Consider the following 22,517-nt stretch of genomic DNA (forward strand, 5'->3'; position numbering starts at 1 on the left):
ATGTCATGCAAATGTAATAAAAATCCTTAAAATATCTGGATAGTCACCCTGATTTTTGAAGCTGTACAGAAGAAAGCTTCTTTCCCTTGTAAAGCCAGCCCGGAAAGTAAAAAGAAACCCTGTCGGAAACAGGGTCAATATCTCGCATGCCGGCTTATATTCAGGAGGACTCCGATCGCCATCAGCATTAGAGTGAGGGATGAACCGCCATAGCTGAGGAAAGGGAGTGTAATCCCAGTTACCGGCATCAGCCCGGTAACAACCCCGATGTTTATCATAACCTGGATCGCCACCATCGCAATGATTCCCACGGCAAGGAAGCTGCCGTACAAATCAGGTGCTCCCAGCGCAATCCTTATCCCCCTCCAGAGGAGGAGAGAAAACAATAAAAGCACGAAAGAACCACCGATGAAACCCAATTCTTCCGCCAGGATGGCAAAAATAAAATCGGTCTGGGGTTCAGGCAGATAAAAAAACTTTTGCCTGCTCTCCCCGAGGCCAAGGCCGAATAGCCCGCCTGGCCCTATTGCATATAATGACTGGATGATCTGGAAGCCGCTCCCAAGCGGATCCTCCCATGGATCAAGGAATGATGTGATCCGCTTCATCCTGTACGGAGCTGACAGCACCAGCCCCGCAAAGCCCCCCAGGCCGATAAGCCCAAGAACAGCAAAATGGCTTATCTTCGCCCCGGAGATAAATATCATAACCACACAGGTCCCGATCATCACGGTCCCTGTCCCAAGGTCAGGCTGAAGCATAATCATCCCGAATGCAAGAAATGCGAGCCCAAGGGAAGGGAGGAGCCCCTTGCGGAAAGAGGTTATCAGCTTTTGCCTTTCAGAAAGGTACTTAGCCAGGAACGCAATCATGGCAAGCTTCATGAATTCGGAAGGCTGGATGGAAAATGCCCCTACGCCTATCCAGCTCCTTGATCCATTCCTTACATTTCCCACCCCGGGAATAAGAACGAGAACCAGCAGTACAAAGCAAATAATTACAATTGCCTTGGCCCAGGTCCTCCATGTCCAATAATCGATATTCATGATAAAAAACATGGCCATGATGCCTGCAGCTGCAAAGAGCATCTGCCTCTTCGCAAAGAAAAAGGAATCATCAAACTTATACTCTGCCCAAATGGCACTGGCGCTGTATACCATAATGAGGCCGACTGCCAGCAGAGTAAATGTAACTAAAATCAATATAAAGTCCGGAGTAGATTTTTTTGTTGGCAACAGAATACACCTCGAATGCAAGTTTTAGGGCCTGCATGAGCATGCATTCTAGTTTGCAGCACAATGAAGATGCAGTCGCTCCCGGACGGTCAGCGCCCGGGACAAGCCCTTACTTAAGCTTATGCACCGCATCGATAAAAATGTCTCCCCTGACCTCAAAAGTTTTGTATTGGTCCCAGCTTGCACATGCCGGCGAGAGGAGAATGACATCGCCCGGCTTTGAAAGCCTGTGGGCGGCGGGTACGGCGCTAGCAACATTATCGACACGCATGATCGATTTTATTCCCGCAAGCTTTCCTGCCTCTTCTATTTTTCCGGCTGTCTGCCCAAAGGTGATCAATGTTTCTACATTAGCCAGTGAAGGGATCAATTCTTCAAAGCCATTGCCGCGGTCGAGGCCGCCGGCCAGCAGTATGACAGGAACATCAAAAGCGGCAATGGCATTTTTCGTAGCAAGTATATTAGTAGCCTTGGAATCATTGTAGAATTTCCGTCCATCCACTTCACCGATATACTGAAGTCTGTGTTTGACACCTGCAAAAGAGGACATGACCTTAAAGATCGCTTTATTATCCACGCCTGAAAGCTTCGCGGCTGCAATCGAAGAAAGAATGTTCTCCAGATTATGATTGCCGGGAAGGGATGCATCTTCCCGCTTCATGACAGGCTCCCCATTAAAGCAGATCCAGCCATCCTTTACACATGCCCCTGCCTCAAGAACCCTGCTGACAGAGAACGGCACAATCCGGGCGCGGCTTTCTTCTGCTAATTGAATGACAGCCTCCTGATCAGCATTGATAATAAAGTAATCTTCTTCTGTCTGGTTTTTAGTAATATTGGCTTTGGCTTCAAAGTAATCATGCCTTGTCCCATGATAATCCAGATGGGCATCATACAGATTTGTAAGAATCGCGATTTTCGGCCTGAAGGCCTCTATGCCCATCAGCTGGAAAGAAGACAGCTCAATGACAATGGTATGATCGGATCTTGCACCTTCAGCAACGCCTGTGGCAACAGTCCCAATATTCCCCGCAATCAACGGCGACTTTCCGCCCGCTTCCAGCATTTCATGGACAAGGGTTGTGGTTGTTGTCTTCCCGTTCGTTCCAGTGATCGCGATAAATGGCGCTTCGGAAATCTGATAAGCAAGCTCCACTTCTGTAATGACAGGAATGCTGCGCTCCATGGCGCCCTCTATCATTGGATTATGATAAGGGATTCCCGGGTTCTTAACAATAAGTTCAAACCCTTCATCCAAAAGCTCTATCGGATGGTCTCCGCAAATAACCTTGATCCCCTGCTCAAGCAAGCCCTGGGCTTCCGGATTTTCAGATAAAGGCTTCATATCATTAACAGTAACGAAGGCCCCCAGCTTGTGCAGCAGGGAAGCTGCACTCACCCCGCTCTTGGCGAGTCCGAGTACAAGAATTTTTTTATGATTGTAAGTATCTATCTGCTTCAATTATAACCACACCTCGATATAGATTCCCAGGATTGCAAACAGGAGCCCGACTGTCCAGAAAGTCACTACTACGCGCCATTCCGACCAGCCGACAAGCTCATAATGGTGGTGAAGGGGACTCATTTTAAAAATCCTCTTGCCAGTTGTTTTAAAAGATATTACCTGCAGAATAACAGAAAGCGTCTCAATGACAAAAACTCCCCCGATGATGATCAGGATGAACTCAAGCTTTGTCAGGATGGCAACAGTTGCAATTGCACCGCCCAGGGCAAGCGAACCGGTGTCGCCCATGAATACTTTTGCCGGATGGGCATTGAATACAAGGAATCCCAGGACTGCACCCACAACAGCAACTGAAAAAATCGACACTTCAAATTGGGACTGGTTCCATGCCAGAACAGCAAAGGCACCGAACGCGATTGCCGCAGTACCGGAAACAAGTCCGTCCAGCCCGTCTGTCAGATTGACAGCGTTGGAAAAGCCGACGAGCCAAAAAATGATGAACAATGCATAGCTCCAGCCTAAATCAATGGACAGATCTGTAAATGGAATAGACACCTCTGTTGAAAATTCATTTGTCTGGAAGATGAAATAAAAAATGAGCGATATGATAATCTGGCCCAGCAGCTTTTGCTTAGAAGTAAGGCCTAGATTCCTTTTTAGCGCCACCTTGATGAAATCATCTAGAAAACCGAGAAGCCCAAAGCCCAGTGTGACCAGCAGGACCATATATATCTCCGCTGTAGGCTCTGCAAACTTGCTGGACATCACCAGGGTAGTCACAGTAACCGAAAGCAGAATCATGATCCCGCCCATTGTCGGCGTACCGGTTTTTTTCTGGTGCGACTGCGGTCCTTCCTCCCGGATGCTCTGGCCGAATTTCAGCCTTCTAAGGAAAGGGATGAAAATGGGAGATAGTAGGACTGTTATTAAAAACCCCATCAGGATTGTCAGAAATATTGCCTGCTCCATCATTTTATTCCCCTCCTTCCTGTAATGCCCGCTCATTCATTACTGCAATATCATATGTAGTGAGCCTGTCATTAAGACTTTTATTTTCTATCTTATGGTAGTTATGGGCAGCCATGCCGCATTCGGCACCGCTGGATTGAATAGTATTCGTCATGATCAAAAGCCTTTCAGTATATCTATTTATTATTTGTTATAGAGTATATCATCGGAGCAGCAGCTTTCCCGGCTGCTGCCCTGGTTATCTGTTTTGTATAGCTTCTCTAGCTGCAGTCCTGTCGTCAAAGTCAAATGTCTGCCCGCCGATCTGCTGGTATGTTTCATGCCCTTTGCCTGCTATGAGAATCACATCTCCCTTGCCTGCAGCACCAACACTGTATGCTATTGCCTCTTTGCGGTCTGCTATCATTGTATAATTTCCTTCAGGGACGCCCGCAGCCATATCTTTCAATATTTCTTCCGGATCTTCGCTTCTCGGATTATCCGATGTAAATACCGCATCAGTTGCAAGCCTGCAAGCGATTTTAGCCATCAGTGGCCTTTTGGTTCTGTCTCTGTCACCGCCGCAGCCAACTACGACGAAAATCCGGCCCTCAGCAAACTCTTTTACCGTTTCCAATGCATTTTCCAGACTGTCAGGAGTATGCGCATAGTCGACAATCACAGAAAAATTCTGTCCGGCATCCACTGTTTCAAATCTGCCCGGGACACCTTTGACAGTTGAAATGGATTCCAGGATCGCTTCGAGCTCAAGACCTGAAGCCAAAGCTGCCCCAATTGCAGCCAGCACATTATAAACACTGAATTTGCCGATCAGCTGCATGGCAACAGGGTGCACGCCAAACGGGCTGACAAGGTCAAATGAAGTGCCTCTGGCATCCATCTGGATGTGCACGGCACGCAAATCCGCCTCATTATCGATTGCATAGGTCAGAATCTGCGCGGCAGTCGATTTCCTGTATTCGGCGCTTGCCGGATCATCGGCATTCAGTACAGCATACTTAGGTTTATTGTGATAGAACGCGCTCCCAAGCTGTGCAAAAAGCAAGCCTTTAGCCCTTCTGTATTCGTCCATTGTATTGTGGTAATCCAAATGGTCCTGTGTCAGATTAGTAAATACGGCCACATTGAAATCACAGCCATGGACGCGCCCTTCATCAAGTGCGTGGGAGCTTACTTCCATAACAGCCGCTTCCACTTTCTTTTCGACCATGGAAGCAAAGGTCTTCTGCAATGTCAGGCTTTCCGGCGTCGTATTCTTCGTTTCAAGCGTCTCGCCGGCGACTTTGGTGTACATCGTCCCGATGAGGCCCGTGCTTTTGCCGGCATCAGCCAGAATCTTTTCAATAAGATGGCTTGTCGTCGTTTTCCCGTTTGTACCGGTGATTCCAATCAAATGCAGCTGCTGGCTTGGCTGGCCGTAGAAAGCATCCGCCAGTACAGCCATGGCCCTTGCTGTATCCTTGACAATGATGACAGGGACATTCAGCGAAAGCTCCCTCTCAGCCAAAACGGCCGCCGCCCCGTTCTGGACAGCTGTTTCTGCATAATGATGTCCATCAACCGTAAAGCCCTCGATGCAGATGAACAAGCTCCCTTTTTTCACTTGCCTGCTATCATTTTCTATGGACACAATTTCAGGATTATCACCACCAAAAGGTTTAAAGGGGTGGAGATAGTGTAGCAGTGTATGTAATTTCAATTGAACCCATTCCTCTCATTCCGCAGGAAAGACAGGCAGCATCAGCCTGCATCATCCCCTGCCGTTTTGCTCAGTCGGCCACGCAGCGGATCTGCAGCTGCTTTTTTCATAGCTGAAAAAGCAGCTGTATGCTTTCCCTAAAGCTCTCAGCCAAAATAATTCCTGCATGGCGACTTATATTTTACATGATTATTCTTCTTTTAGCCATTTAGTAATGAAAATTTAAAGAAAAACTTCCTTTGACTGAAATGGATGAATAAATTCCTTTTGCTTCTTACTAAAGAAAACGGGCAGCGCTGACCGGCCGCCCGCATCCTGCTCTTATTTGTCATCAAAATACAGTCTGATTGTTGACCCTTCCTTCAGTTTCACACCAGGCTGAGGGGTTTGCCTGACAACTGTCTCGCCTTCCCCGCTGCCGTCTATTTTCAGGTTGACAATCAATTCGCCGAGCTCCTTTTTCGTAATGCCTACTAAATCGGGCACTTCCACCATCGGAGTATCCAGCCATGTCAGCTCTTTTTCAAGCTGTTCCTTTCTCGGCTCAACACCCATTGCCCTAAGGCTGTCGCCCATGATATTCCCGACGATCGGTGCAGCAACCACCCCGCCAAACTGGATAGTGCCTTTAGGATTGTCAACTGCCACATAAACAACAAGCTCAGGATCGTCCGCAGGGGCAAAGCCTATAAAGGACACAATATGATTGTTCTCGAGATATCTTCCGTTTTCCGCCTTTTGCGCAGTCCCGGTTTTGCCGCCGACCCTGTATCCGTCTACGAACGCTTTTTTCCCGGACCCTTGAGCCACTACACTTTCAAGTGCTAGGCGGATTTCCTTAGAAGTTTCCTCTGATATGACCTTCCTCTTAGCCTCAGGGGTTTTTCTCATCACGATTTCACCTGAAGCAGGGTCAATCAGCTCTTTTGCTATAAATGGTGTATACAGCGTCCCGCCATTGACGGCTGCTGATATTGCTGCAACCTGCTGGATCGGCGTAACGGAAACACCCTGTCCAAAAGCAGTGGTCGCCAGTTCAACCGGACCGACATTTTCAAGATCGAATAAGATCCCTTTTGATTCACCCTGAAGATCTATGCCTGTTTTTGCACCAAAACCAAAGTCTTTAATATATTTAAACAGTGTTTCCTTCCCAAGCCTTTCTCCTAATTCCACAAAGCCCGGGTTGCATGAATTCTGCACGACTTCGAGGAATGATTGGCTTCCATGCCCCCCTCTTTTCCAGCAGCGCAGCTTCGCTCCTCCTACTTCAGTGTAGCCCGGATCATGAAAGTGATCTTCGGCAAGGTCTACTTTCCCTTCTTCAAGGGCAGCTGCAAGAGTGATGATTTTAAAAGTGGAGCCCGGCTCATATGAGCTCCAGACCGGCAGGTTCCGGTTGTAAATATCCGGCGCAACGTTCCGGAAATTGGCAGGATCAAAGTCCGGCCTGCTTGACATTGCGAGGATTTCCCCTGTATTCGGGTTCATGGCAATCGCAATGATCCCGTCCGGATTATAGGCCGCCTCTGCAATATCCAGCTCCCTCTCGACAATCGTCTGCACCTTCGAGTCGATCGTCAGCTTCAGGTCCATGCCATCGACCGGCGGCTTATAATCATCTGCCATATCATTCATCCGCTGTCCTTTTGCATTTGCGTAAAATTTGACAGAGCCTTTCTCGCCCTTCAGATCTTTGTCATAGTAAAGCTCCAGCCCCATCAGCCCCTGGTTGTCGATCCCGGCAAATCCGAGCACATGTGAAAGATAATTGCCAAAAGGATAATGCCGCTTGGAGTCCTCGGCGATATAGACCCCAGCCATTCCCTCTGCCCTGATTTCTGTTGCTTTTTCATGGGAAATTTTTCTGCCCTCAGGTATTTTCACACTTGATGCCTGCTTGGTGATCAGCTGAAGCGCCTTCTCCTCGGACATATTCAGTATGGCGGCCAGCTTCTCAGCCGTCTCATCAGGATCCTTTACCTGCCTTGGAACGACATAGACGGTCGGGGCACTGACATTGGTTGCCAAAGCCACACCATTGCGGTCGACGATTTCTCCCCTTTCCGGCTCGAACGGGATGTCCCGGCTCCACAGCTCTTTAGCTTCATCCGTCAGCATGCTGCCAAGGAAAAACTGGACATATCCGAGCCGGATATCGATGATGAAAAAGATGAGTATGCCTGCCAATAAAGCAATGGTCAACCGTTTTCTTACGGTAACATTTGAAACGCGCATGAAAAACGAACCTCCTTCAATTATGGCTCGTTCAACTATATGCTTGTACCGGCACAAATAGAACGCACCGCCTGAAACGGTGCGCCCTTTACTGTTAATCCAATACTTCTTCCTCTTCAGCGTCTTCCCCGCCGGCAGCTTCATCCTCTTCGGCAGCTGACCGGCTGTATTGTTCCAGAGGCGTTTCAAAGTCCACAATTAGAAACTCGCCTTCTTTGACTGGAGATCCCGGGGAAAGATTCTGTTTGACTGCAAAGCCGCTGCCTACCGTATTCAGCTTCAGGCCGGCAATTTTAGCCGTCTTCATAACATCCCTCATAGACCAGCCCTGCATATCAGGAACATTCAAAGTCCCGTCCGTTTTAATGACTACCCGTTCCCCTTCGAGTATAGAAGCTCCCGGTTCCGGAAGCTGTCCCGTTATTTTGCCGCCCTTCCCGATCACCGCCGGCACAAACCCTGCGCCGCTCAGCTTTTTGGCAGCATCATCCGCAGAAAGGCCTGCAACATCCGGAACCTCTTTTGCTTCGACCTTCGTCTGCTTTGAAGGTTCTATATTCAAATATTGAAGGCTGTTCTGCATAACCGGCTTGAATATCTGCGATACAGGCAGAGACCCTTTTACGTAATCATCGATTTGCGGCTGTTGGACTGCCACATACATGACCAGCTCAGGATCTTCTGCCGGCGCCATGCCCATGAAGGAGAAAACATAGTTTTCTGGCCCGGTCAAATATCCGCCTGATCCCGGAATCTGTGCGGTTCCGGTTTTCCCGGCAACTTTATAGCCTTCCAGATTATATTTTTTATAGCCTGTACCTTTCTCTGATGAAACTACTGTTTCAAGTATATCAAGGACTTCCTTCGCCGTTTTTTCGGATATCGGCTTTCCGGCGCTTTCAGGCTTTGTGTCCTTGATTACTTCTCCTGTTGCTGAATCAACGATTTTGTCAATCACATGGGGCTTCATCATCTGCCCTTTATTCGCAATGGCGGTTGCTGCCTGGATCTGCTGGATCGGCGTGACAGCCGTCCCTTGTCCGAATGCAGTGTTTGCCTTTTCAATCGGATACTGATAGGCGAATTTAGCACCTGTTTCATTCGGAAGGTCTATTCCGGTAGGATTATCAAACCCAAACCTGGTCAAATACTTCCTGAAAGCATCAAAGCCAAGCTGCTCTTTGGCAATTTTTGCAAAAGCAACATTGGAGGATCGCTGCACTCCTTCGAGATAGGTGATTGAACCCCATCCCCGTCCATAGTTATGGTCCCGGACCGGCCTTGATCCCTTGTCCACCACATAGGTCCCTGACTCATACCAGGCATTGGGATTGAACTGCCCTTCTTCAATCGCAGATGCCAGCGTAAATATCTTCATGGTCGAACCAGGTTCAAATGAAGTCTCGATTGCCTCATTATACCAATCATCTGACAGGCCTTCCCTTGTCTGGGGATGGAAGGACGGCCGCTGAGACATGGCCAGGATGTCCCCTGTCTTAGGGTCAGCCACGATCGCCACCATTTTCTTCGGATTATATTCTTTTTGGACACTATTCATGCTGTCTTCCAGAAATGTCTGGATTTTTTTATCGATCGTCAGATAAACATCATTTCCATCCTTGGCCGGTTTTACCTTTTCGTCAGTCCCCGGGAGAAGATATCCCCAGTGATCTTTTTCATAGGTTACCTTCCCATTGATGCCGCTCAGGACGGTGTTCAGGCTTTTTTCTATCCCGAGCTTTCCGACTGCCGGCGTTCTTTCCGGCTCATCCTTATCCTCTTCTTCGGGCTTTTCAACATAGCCCACCAGATGGGATGCAAACATACCATTAGGGTAGAATCGCTTGATTTCCGGCCGGAAAGAAATTCCCGGAAGCTTCAGGTCCTCGATTTCCCTCTTAAGCGAATTGGATATATTGCGGCCTGCCGTACCAAACTCCACCTGTTTGGCATCAGGCTTTGATAGAATCCTCTTAATCTCGGATTCTTCCAGGTCAATTACCTTGGAAAGCTCCCTTGCCGTTTTATCTTTGTCAACCACGTGCTTAGGCTTCTTTTTGTTGACAGTCATATCTTTATCAAGAATGGCAACCAGCGTAAATGAGCTGGCGTCCTCTGCTACCACATCGCCCCCCCGGTCATAGATGGTTCCCCTTTTCGCCTCAAGGACGCGTTCATTGGTATACTTCTGCTCCGCTTTTGCCGCCAAAGGCTGGCCGCCCGCTTCTCCTGTTATTTGAATTGACACAAATCTGTACATCAGAACAAAAAAGAGCAGGCTGAATATTACAAATAATATCGCTGCTCCATAATTGATATTTGGCTGTTTTTTCATCATTTATCCTGTACACCTCTGACATTTTCATTAAGTGTCAGACCAAGAGATTTTGCTTTTTCAAAAATGCGCTCGTATGTACTTAGCTCGCTGATTTGCATTTCAAGCTCGCGATTTGATTTTTCTTTCTCGTTTATAGAGGTTTGGATATCCTGGATATCTTTGTTCATCTCATAAATGGCAGCCTGGTTTGAAATGATGTGGACAGCGCCAAAACAGACAATGGCCCCAAAAACGACACCCATTATTTTTTCGCCGGGCGAGAGCCACAGGTTCTTAATCTTAACCTTCTTCACCTTTACAGCTGTCTTGTGCTGCTGTACTTCCTCCTGCTGCATTTTCCTTGCCAAGTTGCTCATTTTATCCCTCCTGTGATCATATAGGGCCGGACAATGCCTGGCCTTAATTTTTATATTGGGGCAAGCTGTTAAGCTTGTCCCCTTATTAGTCTGCTTACAGTTTTTCTGCAACCCTCAGCTTTGCCGACCGCGCCCTGTTATTTTCTTCCAGCTCTTCTTCTGATGGAAGTATAGGCTTCCTTGCAACAAGCTTAAGCACCGGCTTGAACTCGTCTGGAATGATCGGCAGGCCCGGAGGCAGCGGCGGAGTCTCGCTTGCTTTCTTGAAAGTCGCTTTGCATATCCTGTCCTCAAGCGAGTGGAAAGTTATGACACTGATCCGGCCGCCTGGCTTTAGAATATCAATCGCCTGCTCAAGCGACTTCTCAAAAACACCAAGCTCATCGTTGACAGCAATCCTGATTGCCTGGAAAACCCGCTTGGCAGGATGGCCGCCCTTCCTTCTTGCCGGTGCCGGTATGCCGTCTTTTATCAGTTCGACCAGCTGGGAGGTCGTCTCAATCGGTGCTTTCTCCCTGGCGGCTTCAATCTTTCTTGCTATTTGCTTTGAGAACTTTTCCTCGCCATACCGGAAGAAAATCCTGACAAGGTCCTCATACGGCCAATCATTCACCACTTCATAAGCGGACAGGCTTGCATCCTTATCCATCCGCATATCAAGCGGAGCATCATGATGATAGCTGAATCCCCGCTCAGGTGTATCAAGCTGCGGCGAAGATACGCCAAGATCATAGAGCACACCATCCACCTCAGTGACTCCGGCTTTTTCCAGCTCTTCCTTTAAATGAAGAAAATTGCTTTTTATTATAGTGATTTTGTCTCCATATTTGCTGAGCTTCTCTTGTGCATTTTCAATAGCTGTTTCATCCTGGTCAAAAGCATACAGCTTCCCCCGGCTTGACAGCTGTGTCAGAATCAGTTCACTGTGGCCGGCCCCGCCCATTGTACAATCGACATAGACGCCATCCGGCTTAATATCGAGACCGGCTACCGTTTCCTCCAGCAAAACTGTTTTATGATCAAACATCCTTGTCTTCCACCTTCCAATCGAATCATCGAGGAATTATTATACTAATAAAACATTCCCATTATATATCAAACCCAATCATATTTTCTGCAATTTCAGCAAAAGATTCCTCTGACTCTGCAAAAAAATCTTCCCACAGATGTTTGCTCCATATTTCGATTCGATTGGAAACGCCTACTATGACACATTCCTTTTCCAGCTTCGCATATTGCATGAGCGGGCTGGAAATGTTGATTCTTCCCTGCTTATCGAGTTCGCATTCAGATGCACCGGAAAAGAAAAAGCGGGTAAACGCTCGTGCATCCTTCTTGGTCAAGGGCAGCCCTTTCAGCTTTGTTTCAAGCTGCTTCCATTCAGAAAGCGGATAGCCAAACAAACATTGATCAAGCCCGCGTGTCAAAATGAACATTTCGCCCAAATTGTCACGGAATTTAGCAGGCACTATCAAACGGCCTTTTGTATCAACATTATGATGGTATTCGCCCATGAACATGCCCTAAACCCCACTTTCCAACTCAAATGTACCACATTCCCCCACTTTCCTCCACATGTTTTTAATATTCTCCTTGCATTCTGCAAATCCTTCTGGTAAATAATTATTTTTCTCCTTTTTATTTCCTGATGGAAAATTCTTTCCTGGATGCAGGCGCTGCTCTCAATGCGAAAAAATTCCCAGCCATATTGACAAGGGATGGGGAAACAAATTTCCATTTCAAAAAAACTCATAAAAAAAAAGAGGTTTGGAATGTTTCCATCCCAAACCTCTTTACAGGCATGCAGGTCAGTGGCCGTCCTTCTTTTTAGAGCTTTACCAGTTTATGCTTTCCATCAAACTCAAATGGAAGCTCCATTATATCGTCTATAAGGGTAAGACCATGCAAATTCAGATAATATAGGATATTCCAGATCCGTTCCTGAGGCGACCCCGATGGCCTTAAGGCAGCTTCAATCCGCCTGTATTTAGAAAGAATGGCTGAATGCCTGTTTTTCAAGCTTTCTTCAGTCTTCGCCTCCATGAAATCCAGCTGCTTTAGAAGAAAAGATTCATTTTTTTCAAGCAGGGGCAGCATTCCCCTGTCAGTTTCCCGAAGACGGCTTTCAATCATCTTATACTGGCTGATCAGCTGCTTTTTCGTTTCTCCGAAAAGGCTTGAAAGCGCCTGGTCCTTTACTCCATCCACAAAAGCTTCCTGCTCTTTGCCTGTTCCATTTTCCAAAACCGCTGCCATTTCCAGGTCCAGATCCTGGATGTCCGAAGCAACAGGCCTTTCCAGCAATGTGATATTCAGCCTTGGCACAATCGGAGGCATCTCCATGCCGAGATGTTCAAATGCCTGTTTGAGCTCTGCCCAATAGGCAATTTCCCCCGGGCCGGCAATAAAAGCAAGGACCGGGAAAAGCCGTTCCTGCGTAATTGGCCTTGTCACCACATTATTGCTTAGCTTTTCAGGCGATCCCTTGGCAATCAGCGACAGTTCATCAAGAGAAAACTGAATAGCTCCGTTTTTGCCTTCGAATACGCTGAGTTCCTCATTATATTCCAGAAGGACCCTTTCAGAATTGAGTTCATCATAGAAGAAAAGGTTTGCTGCATTATCTCCTATTTCGATCGCCGGCTTAAAACCGGCCGCCTCCACTTCCCTCTGCTGCTGTTTGACAGCTTTGGTGATGGAGGAAAACTGGCTCAGCTGTTCAGAGAAAATGTTTTTTTCAAGCTTTCTCAGGCGGCTGTCGCCTGAATCGGCAAGCAAAATGCCATATTCCTTAAACAGCTCCATAATCATATATGAAAAAAAGTCCACAAAGGTTTCTGACTCGTCGGCAGCCCGCTGGACAAACTGAAGCAGATCTTTTGTATGCTCTGTTTCTCCATAGCCTTCAATCAGGCTTTCAGCCCAGCGGAAACACAGGGCTCGATCCAGCTCGATCATAGATACCATTTTCTTCTCCAGTATCTTATGCGGATACACAGCTTTTTCAATCCGCCCGCTGTTCTCCGCAAAGATATGATTGACCTCATGATAATCATGATCCTCCCCGGCTATCCAGAACACCGGTACAACGGGAACTCCGAGTTCGGCTTCCTTCTGCTTTGCAAGAACAATTATAGAAATTACTTTATGTATAGTATATAAAGGCCCAGTCAATATTCCTGCTTGCTGTCCGCCGATGATGACCACACTGTCCTCCGAGCGAAGCTTATCTAATGAAATGCCGGTTTTGTCCGAAGAAGGAAATCTGGACATATATTGCCCGATATAATCGGCAAGCTCTTCTCTGTAAAACTTCCGTCCCTTCAGCTCGTTCAAACGCCTTTGATATTCGCTGGCATCATGATAGCGGTAATGGAAAAAACGCTCCACCTCAGGCTCATGAGACGTATAATCTGTCGCAAACCGGCTGGATGCCGGCAGTGAGAGATTTAAAATCTCCATCTAAGTACTTCCTTTCTGGTCAACAATTTTCACTCCTATCTGAGTATATCATTGTCAGAATTGAAAAGAAAAAAACTTTGCCTGAGAAACATGCCCCAAAAATGACTATCGGAGCATTGCCTGCTTACGGAATAGACAGATAGCCGGAGACACTTTGAAAGACACCGAAGATCAAAAGGACAATATAGGCAGAGAAAAACAAAAGAAAATTGAATCGCCAGAACCCCTTGAAAATCATCTGGATATTAATTTCATGTTTAACTTTCCAATGGATGACTGTGAATATGACTGCAGCAAACAGCATGAACAGCACTATAATCCATAAATAAGACCGTTCCCAAATAGCCAGGATCAAAAAATGAACAGAAAGAATAAGAAGAAATGTACTAGAGTCGAGTGCAATGCGGACTGACTTTTTGTGGCTTCCTGTAATCTGCTTGCTGATGACGAATACAATCAGGTAGCCTAGCAGCGGTACTGTTACAAGTGTTGCGGCAACTGCCGAAAAGAATGATGACATGATGGATCCCCCCTAGTTTCCAGGCTCCTTCCCCTTGATGCACGAATAAAATGCATGAACAAGGGGAGCGTGTTTATTTTTTTTATCCGCTTCTCCCAGAATATATCCGAGAATGGCATCAGCTTCTGTTTGCCTCTGGTTTTGCAGGTCTTTTAACATAGATGAAGTGTTTGATGAAGTTTTCCTGCAGACTGAAACCAAAGCATCAAAAGCTTCTTCAGGATCGGACAGCTCCAGCACAGCGGCAATTTCCGCAAAATATTTCTGCACTACTATGTAATAAAAGGGATTTTCAATCAATTCTCCATTTTTCACTTGAAGAATGCCAGTCAACGGGTTGACTACAGCATTGATGACAAGCTTTTGAAGGAGCATTTCCTTGTAATCCTTGCGGACAGTAAAAGGAAAGTCCCCTGAAGTTTCCTCCAGGCATTCGGCCGCTTCTGTTCCTTCTCCTGAGAAAACCGCTATGTTCGTTCTTCCAGCACCTGTGTGCTGAACGGTCCTTGCATCTTTTTTTAAAGCCCCATGCTCAACAGTTCCTACAAGGATGGCCCTGGCCCTGAGTTCGTGAAGCAGTGACAGATGGCCCATTCCATTCTGGAGAAATAAAAAAGAAGAGGGTGGGGCCGCCTGATTATCATTTATGATAGAAATAAGGGGGTGGATATCATATTGCTTGACCGCAATAATGGAGAGCTCTTCTTCTCCCTTCCATTCATCAGTCAGCAGCACCTGTACAGAAGAAATATGTTCCCTGCCTTCCGCCAATAATGAAATCCCATATGAAGAGATAAGCTTTTTCTGCTCTTCAGAACGGACATACAGAGTGACGTCATGACCTTTCTGCAAGTATGCTGCAAATAATAATCCAATTGCCCCCCCGCCAATGATTCCTATTTTCATAATAACTCCTCTATTTTGTAACTTTTAGTAATATTCTATCAGATATAGCCAACTTCCTGTACTCCGCCTGGGACTTTTTCTTTTTTTTATAAAAAAAGCTGAAGTTATGGGATGAAATCAGGCAAGTGGCCAGCACGCGCAGAAGGTATTTAAAAGTAAATTAAAGGCATTTTGGCTTGATGAGTAGAGCGGAGCAGAACTACAGTGGTCAGAGGGCCTCAGTGGCTCTGACTGAAACCCTCTGTTTTCTTTTTTCTTGATCAGAGGGTCTTACTGGCTCTGACTAAGACCCTCTGTTTTCTTTTTTTTCTGGTCAGAGGGTCTTACTGGCTCTGACTAAAACCCTCTGTTTTCTTTTTTCCTGGTCAGAGGGTCTTAGCGGCCTTGACTAAGACCATCTGTTTTCTTTTTTTTCTGGTTAGAGGGTCTTAGTGGCTCTGACTAAGACCCTCTGTTTTCTTTTTTCTTGATCAGAGGGCCTCAGTGGCTCTGACTAAGACCCTCTGTTTTCTTTTTCTTGATCAGAGGGCCCCAGTGGCTCTGACTAAAACCCTTTGTTTTCTTTTTTCTTGATCTGAGGGTCCCAGTGGCTCTGACTAAGACCCTCTGTTTTCTTTTTTCTTGATCAGAGGGTCTTAGTGGCTCTGACTAAGACCATCTGTTTTCTTTTTTTCTGGTTAGAGGGTCTTAGTGGCTCTGACTAAAACCCTCTGTTTTTCTTTTTTCCTGGTCAGAGGGTCTCAGCAGCCTTGACTAGGATCCTCTGTCTTCTTTATCTACAAATAAAGGGTTCCAGCCTCTGGACCGGAACCCTCCTCTTTTCTATTATCCAGCAGCAAAGCCTAGCCCTGATGAGGCCTTTCTATCAAACCGGATAAACCGGATGCTTTCTCACGCTGAAATTCAGTTCTTTTGTTTCATAATAAGAGAATCTCTCGATCAGCTGATCGCGGAGATCAGAGGCAGCGACAATATCATCTACGATCAATTCTGAAGCAAGCCTGTAGATATCGATATGTTCTTTGTATTCCTGCTGCTTCTCCTGGACAAAGGCGATTTTCTCCTTTGGATCTTCTATTTCATTGATTTTATTGGAATATACGGCGTTGACGGCGGCTTCAGGGCCCATTACCGCAATCTGTGCGGTCGGCAGGGCAATGCAGCAGTCAGGTTCGAATGCAGGGCCCGCCATTGCGTATAATCCGGCCCCATATGCCTTTCGCACAATGACGGATATCTTCGGAACAGTTGCCGAGCTCATGGCTGCGATCAGCTTTGCGCCGTGGCGGATAATGCCGGCGCGCTCAACCTTTGTGCCAATCATGAAACCTGGGACATCTGCAAGGAACAGCAGCGGAATATGGAAGGCATCACAGAGCTGAATGAATTTTGCCGCTTTATCGGCTGAATCAACAAACAGCACACCGCCTTTAACCTTCGGCTGATTGGCAATGATACCGACAGCTCTCCCGCCTATCCGTGCCAGCCCGGTAACGATTTCAGGAGCAAACAGCTTCTTGATTTCAAAGAAACTGCCTTCGTCAATCAATGCATCAATGCATTCATACATATCAAAAGGCGCATTTTGGTTAACCGGAATGATGTCTTCCAGCTGACGGCCCTCTTTGGCTGCCATTCCCTCCAGCAGTTCCGTTTTCTTCAGGAAGTTTGGAGGGAAGTACGGCAAGTACCGTTTGGCATATTCGATCGCTTCTTCCTCACTGTATGCAAGTACGTCGCCGCAGCCGCTGACAGAACAATGCATACGTGCTCCGCCCATTTCTTCCAGCGTCACCTTTTCCCCAATGACCTTTTCAGCCATCCTTGGTGAACCCAGGTACATGGATGCGTTTTGATCCACCATGATGACGATATCACAAAAAGCCGGTATATAAGCCCCCCCTGCAGCAGATGGGCCGAACAGCAGGCAAATCTGCGGGATGACTCCCGACAGCTTGACCTGATTATAGAATATTCGGCCGGCACCTCGGCGGTTTGGAAACATTTCCAGCTGATCTGTAATCCTGGCGCCGGCAGAATCTACTAAATACAATAATGGAACCTTCAGCTTCTCGGCGGTTTCCTGGATCCGGATGATTTTTTCGACGGTCCTTGCCCCCCAGGATCCAGCCTTTACGGTTGAATCATTTGCCATGACACAGACTGTCTGTCCGCCCACTTTTCCAGTGGCGCAAACAACACCGTCAGCCGGGAGGCCTTCTTCCTTGCAATTGGCAAATTTGCCGTCTTCCATATACTCCCCGTCATCAAATAAAAGCTCGAGGCGCTTTCTGACAAACAGCTTATTTTGCGCCTTCAGCTTTTCATGATATTTAGGGGGCCCGCCGGCTTCTGCCGCTTCGGACCTTTCCCTTAATGTTTCGGTCAAAGTGTTGACTGCCTTCATGTTATGCCTCCTCTATTTCTTTTGGCGGACTGCTATTCCAGTACGATCAGAACGTCTCCTTCATTGACAAAATCACCGGCCGAGACTTTTACCTCAGCTACTTTTCCGTCCATATGGCTTTCAACCGGGATTTCCATTTTCATGGACTCCAGCATAATGACTTCCTGGCCGGCCTTGACCTCGTCCCCAGGCCCTGCCATTGTGTTCAAAACTGTACCAGCCATTGATGATGTTATTTCTTTCATGTGATTTCCTCCTCTTAATGAACTGCAAATTTCTTTTCCGCCAAAAAGGCAGTTGTATAATTTCCTTTAATAAAATCTTCGTCATTCAATATCTGCTGAAATAAAGGAGCATTTGTTTTGATCCCCGTGATTTCCAAATGTGTAAAGAAATCAGATGCCCGCTGGATCGCTTCTGACCTCGAGCCCCCGAAAATGATGCACTTCGAAATCATTGGATCGTAAAAAGGTGTGACTGTGTTTTCAGCGAGATATCCGTTATCCATCCGGATCCCGTCCCCCGTTATCCAGTAAAAGCTATCAATTTTTCCCGGAGAAGGCATGAAACTTACAGGATCTTCTGCATAAAGCCTGAACTCGATTGCATGGCCGTTCCTTGCTATTTCATCCTGCAGCAATGGAAGCTTTTCGCCCCTTGCCACGAGGATCTGCCATTTTACAAGATCCAGGCCGGTGATCTGCTCGGTTACGGGATGCTCGACCTGGAGCCTTGTATTCATCTCCAGGAAATAGAAATTCTCTTCTTCATCTACAATGAATTCAACAGTTCCGGCATTCACATAGCCGACCGCTTCTCCTGCTCTGAGCGCTGTTTTCAGCATATTCTGCCTTGTCCCCTCAGATAAAAAAGGGGATGGCGACTCCTCAACCACTTTTTGGTGTCTTCTTTGGATGGAGCAGTCCCTTTCATACAGGTGCACAAGGTTTCCGAATGAATCCCCGAATATTTGGACCTCGATATGCCTGGCATTAGGAATATACTTTTCTACGAATACTTCATCTGAGCCAAAATAAGCTTTTGCCCGTGCTTTCGTTGATTCGTAGGACTTAGCGAGCGCTTGCTCATTTTCACAGCGGATCATTCCGATCCCTCCCCCGCCGCCGCTTGCCTTAAGCATGACAGGATAGCCCATTTCATCTGCAAGGCTTATAGCTTCTTCCAGCGTGGCGACACCTTCACTGCTTCCCGGAACGACCGCAACTCCCGCCTTTACCATAGTATCCCGGGAAACGATTTTATCTCCCATCAGCTCTATGGTCTCAGGGGAGGGTCCGATGAAGACGATTCCCGCATCAGCTGCAGCGCGGGCAAAAGCCGCGTTTTCTGACAAAAAGCCGTAGCCTGGGTGAATAGCATCGGCCCCTTCAGCTTTGGCAATCCGCAGTATTTCATCTGTTTTGAGATAAGATCTGCCAACCGGGGGCTCCCCTATCCGGAAAGCATGATCTGCTTCCTGGACATATGGCATTCCGCTATCTGCATCTGAGTAAACAGCAATCGTTTCAATTCCCATTTCACGGCATGTTCTAATAACGCGCGAGGCAATCTCCCCGCGGTTTGCAATCAGTATTTTTCGCACATTCAGTCCCCTTTCCTGGCTTAATCCCTGCAATAAAATATATTTCTACAAAGTTCTCCTTTTTCCCTTCTTTTTTTGAAAACGCTTTCTATATTATTTGAAAATAGCTAATAGCTCTCTTTCTTTTTGCCTGACAGCAGCATTCATTCCAGATATCTGCATGCTGCCATAAAATTCAACATCGATTACAACTTGATTATGCAGAATTATTTGTTATTTTGTTATATAATATTGGAAAGCGCCTTCAAATATTTGCTGTAACAGGCAGGTTTAATTTTCTATACTGCAGGGCAAAAAAATTCATATGATGTAATGTAACCAGTACGCAAGGGGGAAACATAATGGAATTTAAAGTAGAAAAATTAAAGGTGAACTATAAAACACTTGAGGAATTTAAAAGATTCAAAGAATATGGCCTGCAGGAATTATCCATGTTTGAAGATCTTGAAGCCAATATTATTGAGAACGACAGCGAGTCTCCTTTTTACGGGATCTATTTCGGGGATAAGCTGGTTGCCAGAATGAGTCTTTACCGGGAGGCTGCGAAGTTTGACCGGTATTTCAGCCCGCCGCAGGATTATCTTGAGCTCTGGAAGCTGGAAGTTCTTCCTGATTACCAGGGCAAAGGGTACGGAACTGCGCTTGTGAACTTTGCGAAAAGCTTCAGTCTTCCTATCAAAACCAATCCCCGCATCAAATCAAAGGAATTCTGGGAAAGGATGGGATTCACTTCCGTCTCGTATGACATAGAAAGGGATCTGGGAGAAAACCCATTGGTGTGGATTCCTGCCGGAGCCTCTGAACAGACGGTTGAAAGCAAATAACAGGGGCAGACAGCCAGAAAGCGGACATCAATTGTCCGCTTTTTAGTATGATCACTTTTGAAATACCTGCTGGCTGTTCTTTGTTTTCTGCTGGCGGTCTTCCTCTTTCAGCACCACCATCTTCCTTGCCCTTTCCATTATTTCCGTAAGCGCTTCATAGTCTCTTTCCATGACAGAAATCTCCTTCAGCAGCCTTTCGTTTTCTGCAGCCAGGTAATATACCTGATTTTCCAGTTTCTTGATCTGCTCTCCCGTCTCAGCCGCGGCTGGCTGATTGGCTTTGCGGTACAATGCTTCAATGTAACCCACTATAACCTCAACTTCAGGGATTTCTGCCCCGGTAGCGGCTTTTTCCGTTGAGGTACCATCCTCCGTTTTGGCGGATTCAGGTTCCTGCTTGCCAGTCTGGACTGCTTCCGGCTTTTTCTTCAATTCCTTCCGCTGTTTCTTAGCAAGCTCAATCCCTGATTTATATTGCTTCCTCACATAAGAATTCCATCTGAAACCGCAGGCCGCAGGGGTCCTTGAAAGCTGTTTTCCCACTTCCTCGAAGGCCTGCAGCTGTGTACCGCCTTCCCGGATATGGCGAAGCACCACTTCGGCAAGCAGCAGATCCTCATCCTGGGTCCAGGCATCCTGCCTTGTTGTCGACATCAGCTATCCCTCCTAGTCTTTTTAAAAGCATATGCTTCTGCTAGAAAAGATAGACTGATGCAAAATAAATTATAATGACTAAGAGCGATTTAGAAATTTGTCCACCTGCGCATGATGCTCATCCTTTTCCCACAGAACTGAACAGTGGCGGACTTCGTCGTCAATTCTCTGCAGAATATGGCTGTTTTGCCACTTTTTAATCTGCAGCCTTTTGTAGCTTTCAAGCACATTCACATCCAGCTGGAGAATTTTTGACAAATAATCCCTGCAGCTTTCGAGCGCTTCCTTTTGGCTTATCCTATGAATGAATCCGAGCTCCAGCAGTTCAGAGCATCCATAAACCGATGCTTCCGCCAGCATTTTCAGCGCATTGGCTGGCAGGAGTTTCTCCATTAAAATAGAGCCGCCGCCCCAGCCGGTCGTAATTGCTAGCTTTCCCTGGATGAATCCAGCCTTTGCACCCGGAGCTGCTATACGGAAATCGCATGCAGATGCAATCTCACAGCCTCCTCCAACCGCCGCCCCATTTAAAAAAGCCACTGTCGGTTTTGGCAGGAACAGCAGGTCTTTCAGGATTTCCGCCATCCCTGACAGCATTCCAAAAGCCTCATCCTCTGTCTTCAGGCTGTGGAAGAGCCCCAAATCTCCGCCTGAACAAAAAGCATGGCCTCCGGCTCCGGTTATCATAAGTGCCTTAACCTCTTTCCTGCCCGCCAGATTGACTGCCTCCCTCAGCCCTTCCATTACTTCATAGTTGATTGCATTCCGGACTTCCGGCCTGTTGATCGTGAATTGAAGCAGCCCATCTTCATGCTGTTCTATTGAATACGGCATCATCATCTTCCTTCACTTTTCTTCCATTATAGGAAGAAGTCCGGCTAAATAGCAATAAAATCACAGAACAGCCCAGCTTCACCCGGAAAATGCCAAAATTAAAAGCACAGGGATATAATCCCTGTGCTTTTAATAGTGAAAATTAGTCGTTAACAACTTCTTTTCCTTTGTATGTTCCGCAAGCCTTGCACACGCGGTGAGCAAGTTTCATCTCACCACAGTTTGGGCATTCTACCATACCAGGCACTTGCAGTTTGAAATGAGTGCGACGTTTTCTTTTCGCAGTTTTAGAAGTTCTTCTAAAAGGTACAGCCATTCTTCCCACCTCCTTAAAGAGTATTAAGAAAGTTATGAAGGCCAGGTATTCGCTGGATTCTTCAAATGCTTCTTGTAGTAGTTCATAAGTCCGGAAATATTCCGGGGATCATAATCCAGTCTCCTGCTATTCGCCGGAGGGATCATTTTGATCAAAGAAATTCGCAAGCCCAGCAAGACGGGGGTCGACTTTCTTTTGAAGGTCTTCCTCCTGGATGACTTCCCAGTCCTTGCCGGATTGGGGGGCCCCCTCTTCACCGCTGTCCTCGCAAAAAACCTGCATAGGGACTTCAAGCAAAAGGATTTCTTCAATGATCGGCTGAAGATCAATGACATCGCCTTTCACCTGATGGGTTTCCTCTTCGGTTTCATAATCCAAACCTTTTAAGAGGAATGTTTCAGTTGTTTCAACATTAATTGGATAATGCACATCAACTAACGTACGAGAACAAGGCAGCACCAGATGACCTTTAATCGCTAAATGAAAAGTCACCTTGGACGAATCTATATCCGCCCGGCCAAATATATGAATCGGCGAAACTTCTCTGATCGTCGGGTCGGTCTCCCTGATCCCGCTCACATCCACTGTCTCATCGATCGGATAATCCTTGCTTCGATATTTCTGTAATTGACTTATTGTCCATTTCATACGAATCACCCCAAGGCAACAAAAGTAATTATAGCTTTCATAT

The 22,517-nt window shown here is 46.7% G+C and carries 21 protein-coding genes; 1 reads left to right on the top strand and 20 read right to left on the bottom strand.

Annotated elements, in window-relative coordinates; translation table 11 throughout:
• Positions 1 to 134: 134 nt before the first annotated feature.
• The 16 genes from spoVE to Q9R36_RS03390 form a co-directional block, all read right to left on the bottom strand.
• The gene (gene spoVE / locus Q9R36_RS03315; protein ID WP_022543696.1) at positions 135 to 1,235 is read right to left on the bottom strand and encodes a stage V sporulation protein E; all 1,101 of its coding nucleotides are present in this window, start codon (positions 1,233 to 1,235) and stop codon (positions 135 to 137) included.
• Between the two features lie 109 nt (positions 1,236 to 1,344).
• Positions 1,345 to 2,697 carry a UDP-N-acetylmuramoyl-L-alanine--D-glutamate ligase gene (gene murD, locus Q9R36_RS03320; RefSeq protein WP_094767511.1) on the bottom strand — a complete coding sequence of 451 codons (1,353 nt, stop codon included), beginning with the start codon at positions 2,695 to 2,697 and terminating at the stop codon, positions 1,345 to 1,347.
• On the bottom strand, positions 2,698 to 3,672 hold the full coding sequence (gene mraY, locus Q9R36_RS03325) for a phospho-N-acetylmuramoyl-pentapeptide-transferase (RefSeq protein ID WP_009791179.1): 975 nt from the start codon (positions 3,670 to 3,672) through the stop codon (positions 2,698 to 2,700).
• Between the two features lies 1 nt (position 3,673).
• Positions 3,674 to 3,823 (bottom strand): hypothetical protein, encoded by a 150-nt coding sequence (locus Q9R36_RS03330; RefSeq protein WP_009791178.1) that lies wholly within the window; start codon positions 3,821 to 3,823, stop codon positions 3,674 to 3,676.
• Between the two features lie 84 nt (positions 3,824 to 3,907).
• On the bottom strand, positions 3,908 to 5,368 hold the full coding sequence (locus tag Q9R36_RS03335) for a UDP-N-acetylmuramoyl-L-alanyl-D-glutamate--2,6-diaminopimelate ligase (protein WP_101550665.1): 1,461 nt from the start codon (positions 5,366 to 5,368) through the stop codon (positions 3,908 to 3,910).
• A 321-nt stretch (positions 5,369 to 5,689) separates the two neighbouring features.
• Positions 5,690 to 7,606 carry a stage V sporulation protein D gene (locus Q9R36_RS03340; protein WP_022543694.1) on the bottom strand — a complete coding sequence of 639 codons (1,917 nt, stop codon included), beginning with the start codon at positions 7,604 to 7,606 and terminating at the stop codon, positions 5,690 to 5,692.
• A 94-nt stretch (positions 7,607 to 7,700) separates the two neighbouring features.
• Positions 7,701 to 9,944 carry a penicillin-binding protein gene (locus Q9R36_RS03345; protein ID WP_009791174.1) on the bottom strand — a complete coding sequence of 748 codons (2,244 nt, stop codon included), beginning with the start codon at positions 9,942 to 9,944 and terminating at the stop codon, positions 7,701 to 7,703.
• Positions 9,941 to 10,300 (bottom strand): cell division protein FtsL, encoded by a 360-nt coding sequence (gene ftsL, locus Q9R36_RS03350; protein WP_009791173.1) that lies wholly within the window; start codon positions 10,298 to 10,300, stop codon positions 9,941 to 9,943. The genes Q9R36_RS03345 and ftsL overlap by 4 nt, the downstream gene beginning before the upstream one ends.
• Before the next feature lie 94 nt (positions 10,301 to 10,394).
• On the bottom strand, positions 10,395 to 11,327 hold the full coding sequence (gene rsmH, locus Q9R36_RS03355; RefSeq protein ID WP_009791172.1) for a 16S rRNA (cytosine(1402)-N(4))-methyltransferase RsmH: 933 nt from the start codon (positions 11,325 to 11,327) through the stop codon (positions 10,395 to 10,397).
• Positions 11,328 to 11,388: 61 nt separating this feature from the next.
• Positions 11,389 to 11,820, bottom strand: coding sequence for a division/cell wall cluster transcriptional repressor MraZ (gene mraZ / locus Q9R36_RS03360; RefSeq protein WP_009791171.1), 432 nt, complete (start codon positions 11,818 to 11,820; stop codon positions 11,389 to 11,391).
• Between the two features lie 307 nt (positions 11,821 to 12,127).
• Positions 12,128 to 13,762, bottom strand: coding sequence for a bacillithiol biosynthesis cysteine-adding enzyme BshC (gene bshC / locus Q9R36_RS03365; protein ID WP_101550667.1), 1,635 nt, complete (start codon positions 13,760 to 13,762; stop codon positions 12,128 to 12,130).
• A gap of 124 nt (positions 13,763 to 13,886) precedes the next feature.
• Positions 13,887 to 14,282, bottom strand: a complete 396-nt coding sequence (locus Q9R36_RS03370; protein ID WP_101550669.1) for a DUF3397 domain-containing protein — start codon at positions 14,280 to 14,282, stop codon at positions 13,887 to 13,889.
• Between the two features lie 12 nt (positions 14,283 to 14,294).
• Positions 14,295 to 15,188, bottom strand: a complete 894-nt coding sequence (locus Q9R36_RS03375; RefSeq protein ID WP_311224541.1) for a 2-dehydropantoate 2-reductase — start codon at positions 15,186 to 15,188, stop codon at positions 14,295 to 14,297.
• An 865-nt stretch (positions 15,189 to 16,053) separates the two neighbouring features.
• A complete protein-coding gene (locus Q9R36_RS03380) occupies positions 16,054 to 17,595 on the bottom strand; it encodes an acyl-CoA carboxylase subunit beta (RefSeq protein WP_009791166.1) in 1,542 nt (513 codons plus the stop codon).
• Positions 17,596 to 17,627: 32 nt separating this feature from the next.
• Positions 17,628 to 17,840, bottom strand: a complete 213-nt coding sequence (locus tag Q9R36_RS03385) for a biotin/lipoyl-containing protein (RefSeq protein ID WP_009791165.1) — start codon at positions 17,838 to 17,840, stop codon at positions 17,628 to 17,630.
• Positions 17,841 to 17,854: 14 nt separating this feature from the next.
• Positions 17,855 to 19,198, bottom strand: a complete 1,344-nt coding sequence (locus tag Q9R36_RS03390) for an acetyl-CoA carboxylase biotin carboxylase subunit (protein WP_101551133.1) — start codon at positions 19,196 to 19,198, stop codon at positions 17,855 to 17,857.
• Positions 19,199 to 19,539: 341 nt separating this feature from the next.
• Between Q9R36_RS03390 and Q9R36_RS03395 the strand changes: the two genes are divergently transcribed.
• Positions 19,540 to 20,022, top strand: a complete 483-nt coding sequence (locus Q9R36_RS03395) for an N-acetyltransferase (RefSeq protein ID WP_009791163.1) — start codon at positions 19,540 to 19,542, stop codon at positions 20,020 to 20,022.
• Positions 20,023 to 20,073: 51 nt separating this feature from the next.
• Here Q9R36_RS03395 and Q9R36_RS03400 read toward each other — a convergent pair whose 3' ends face one another.
• The 4 genes from Q9R36_RS03400 to Q9R36_RS03415 all read right to left on the bottom strand — a co-directional run bounded on the left by Q9R36_RS03400 (position 20,074) and on the right by Q9R36_RS03415 (position 22,474).
• Positions 20,074 to 20,676, bottom strand: a complete 603-nt coding sequence (locus Q9R36_RS03400) for an RsfA family transcriptional regulator (RefSeq protein ID WP_009791162.1) — start codon at positions 20,674 to 20,676, stop codon at positions 20,074 to 20,076.
• A 78-nt stretch (positions 20,677 to 20,754) separates the two neighbouring features.
• A complete protein-coding gene (locus Q9R36_RS03405) occupies positions 20,755 to 21,513 on the bottom strand; it encodes an enoyl-CoA hydratase/isomerase family protein (protein ID WP_311224634.1) in 759 nt (252 codons plus the stop codon).
• A gap of 139 nt (positions 21,514 to 21,652) precedes the next feature.
• Positions 21,653 to 21,826 (bottom strand): 50S ribosomal protein L32, encoded by a 174-nt coding sequence (gene rpmF, locus Q9R36_RS03410; RefSeq protein ID WP_009791160.1) that lies wholly within the window; start codon positions 21,824 to 21,826, stop codon positions 21,653 to 21,655.
• A gap of 126 nt (positions 21,827 to 21,952) precedes the next feature.
• Positions 21,953 to 22,474 (bottom strand): YceD family protein, encoded by a 522-nt coding sequence (locus tag Q9R36_RS03415; protein WP_094769954.1) that lies wholly within the window; start codon positions 22,472 to 22,474, stop codon positions 21,953 to 21,955.
• Positions 22,475 to 22,517 lie beyond the last annotated feature (43 nt).

The organism is Bacillus sp. AG4(2022), assembly GCF_031844465.1.
GTDB classification, from domain to species: Bacteria; Bacillota; Bacilli; order Bacillales; family Cytobacillaceae; genus Bacillus_AB; species Bacillus_AB infantis.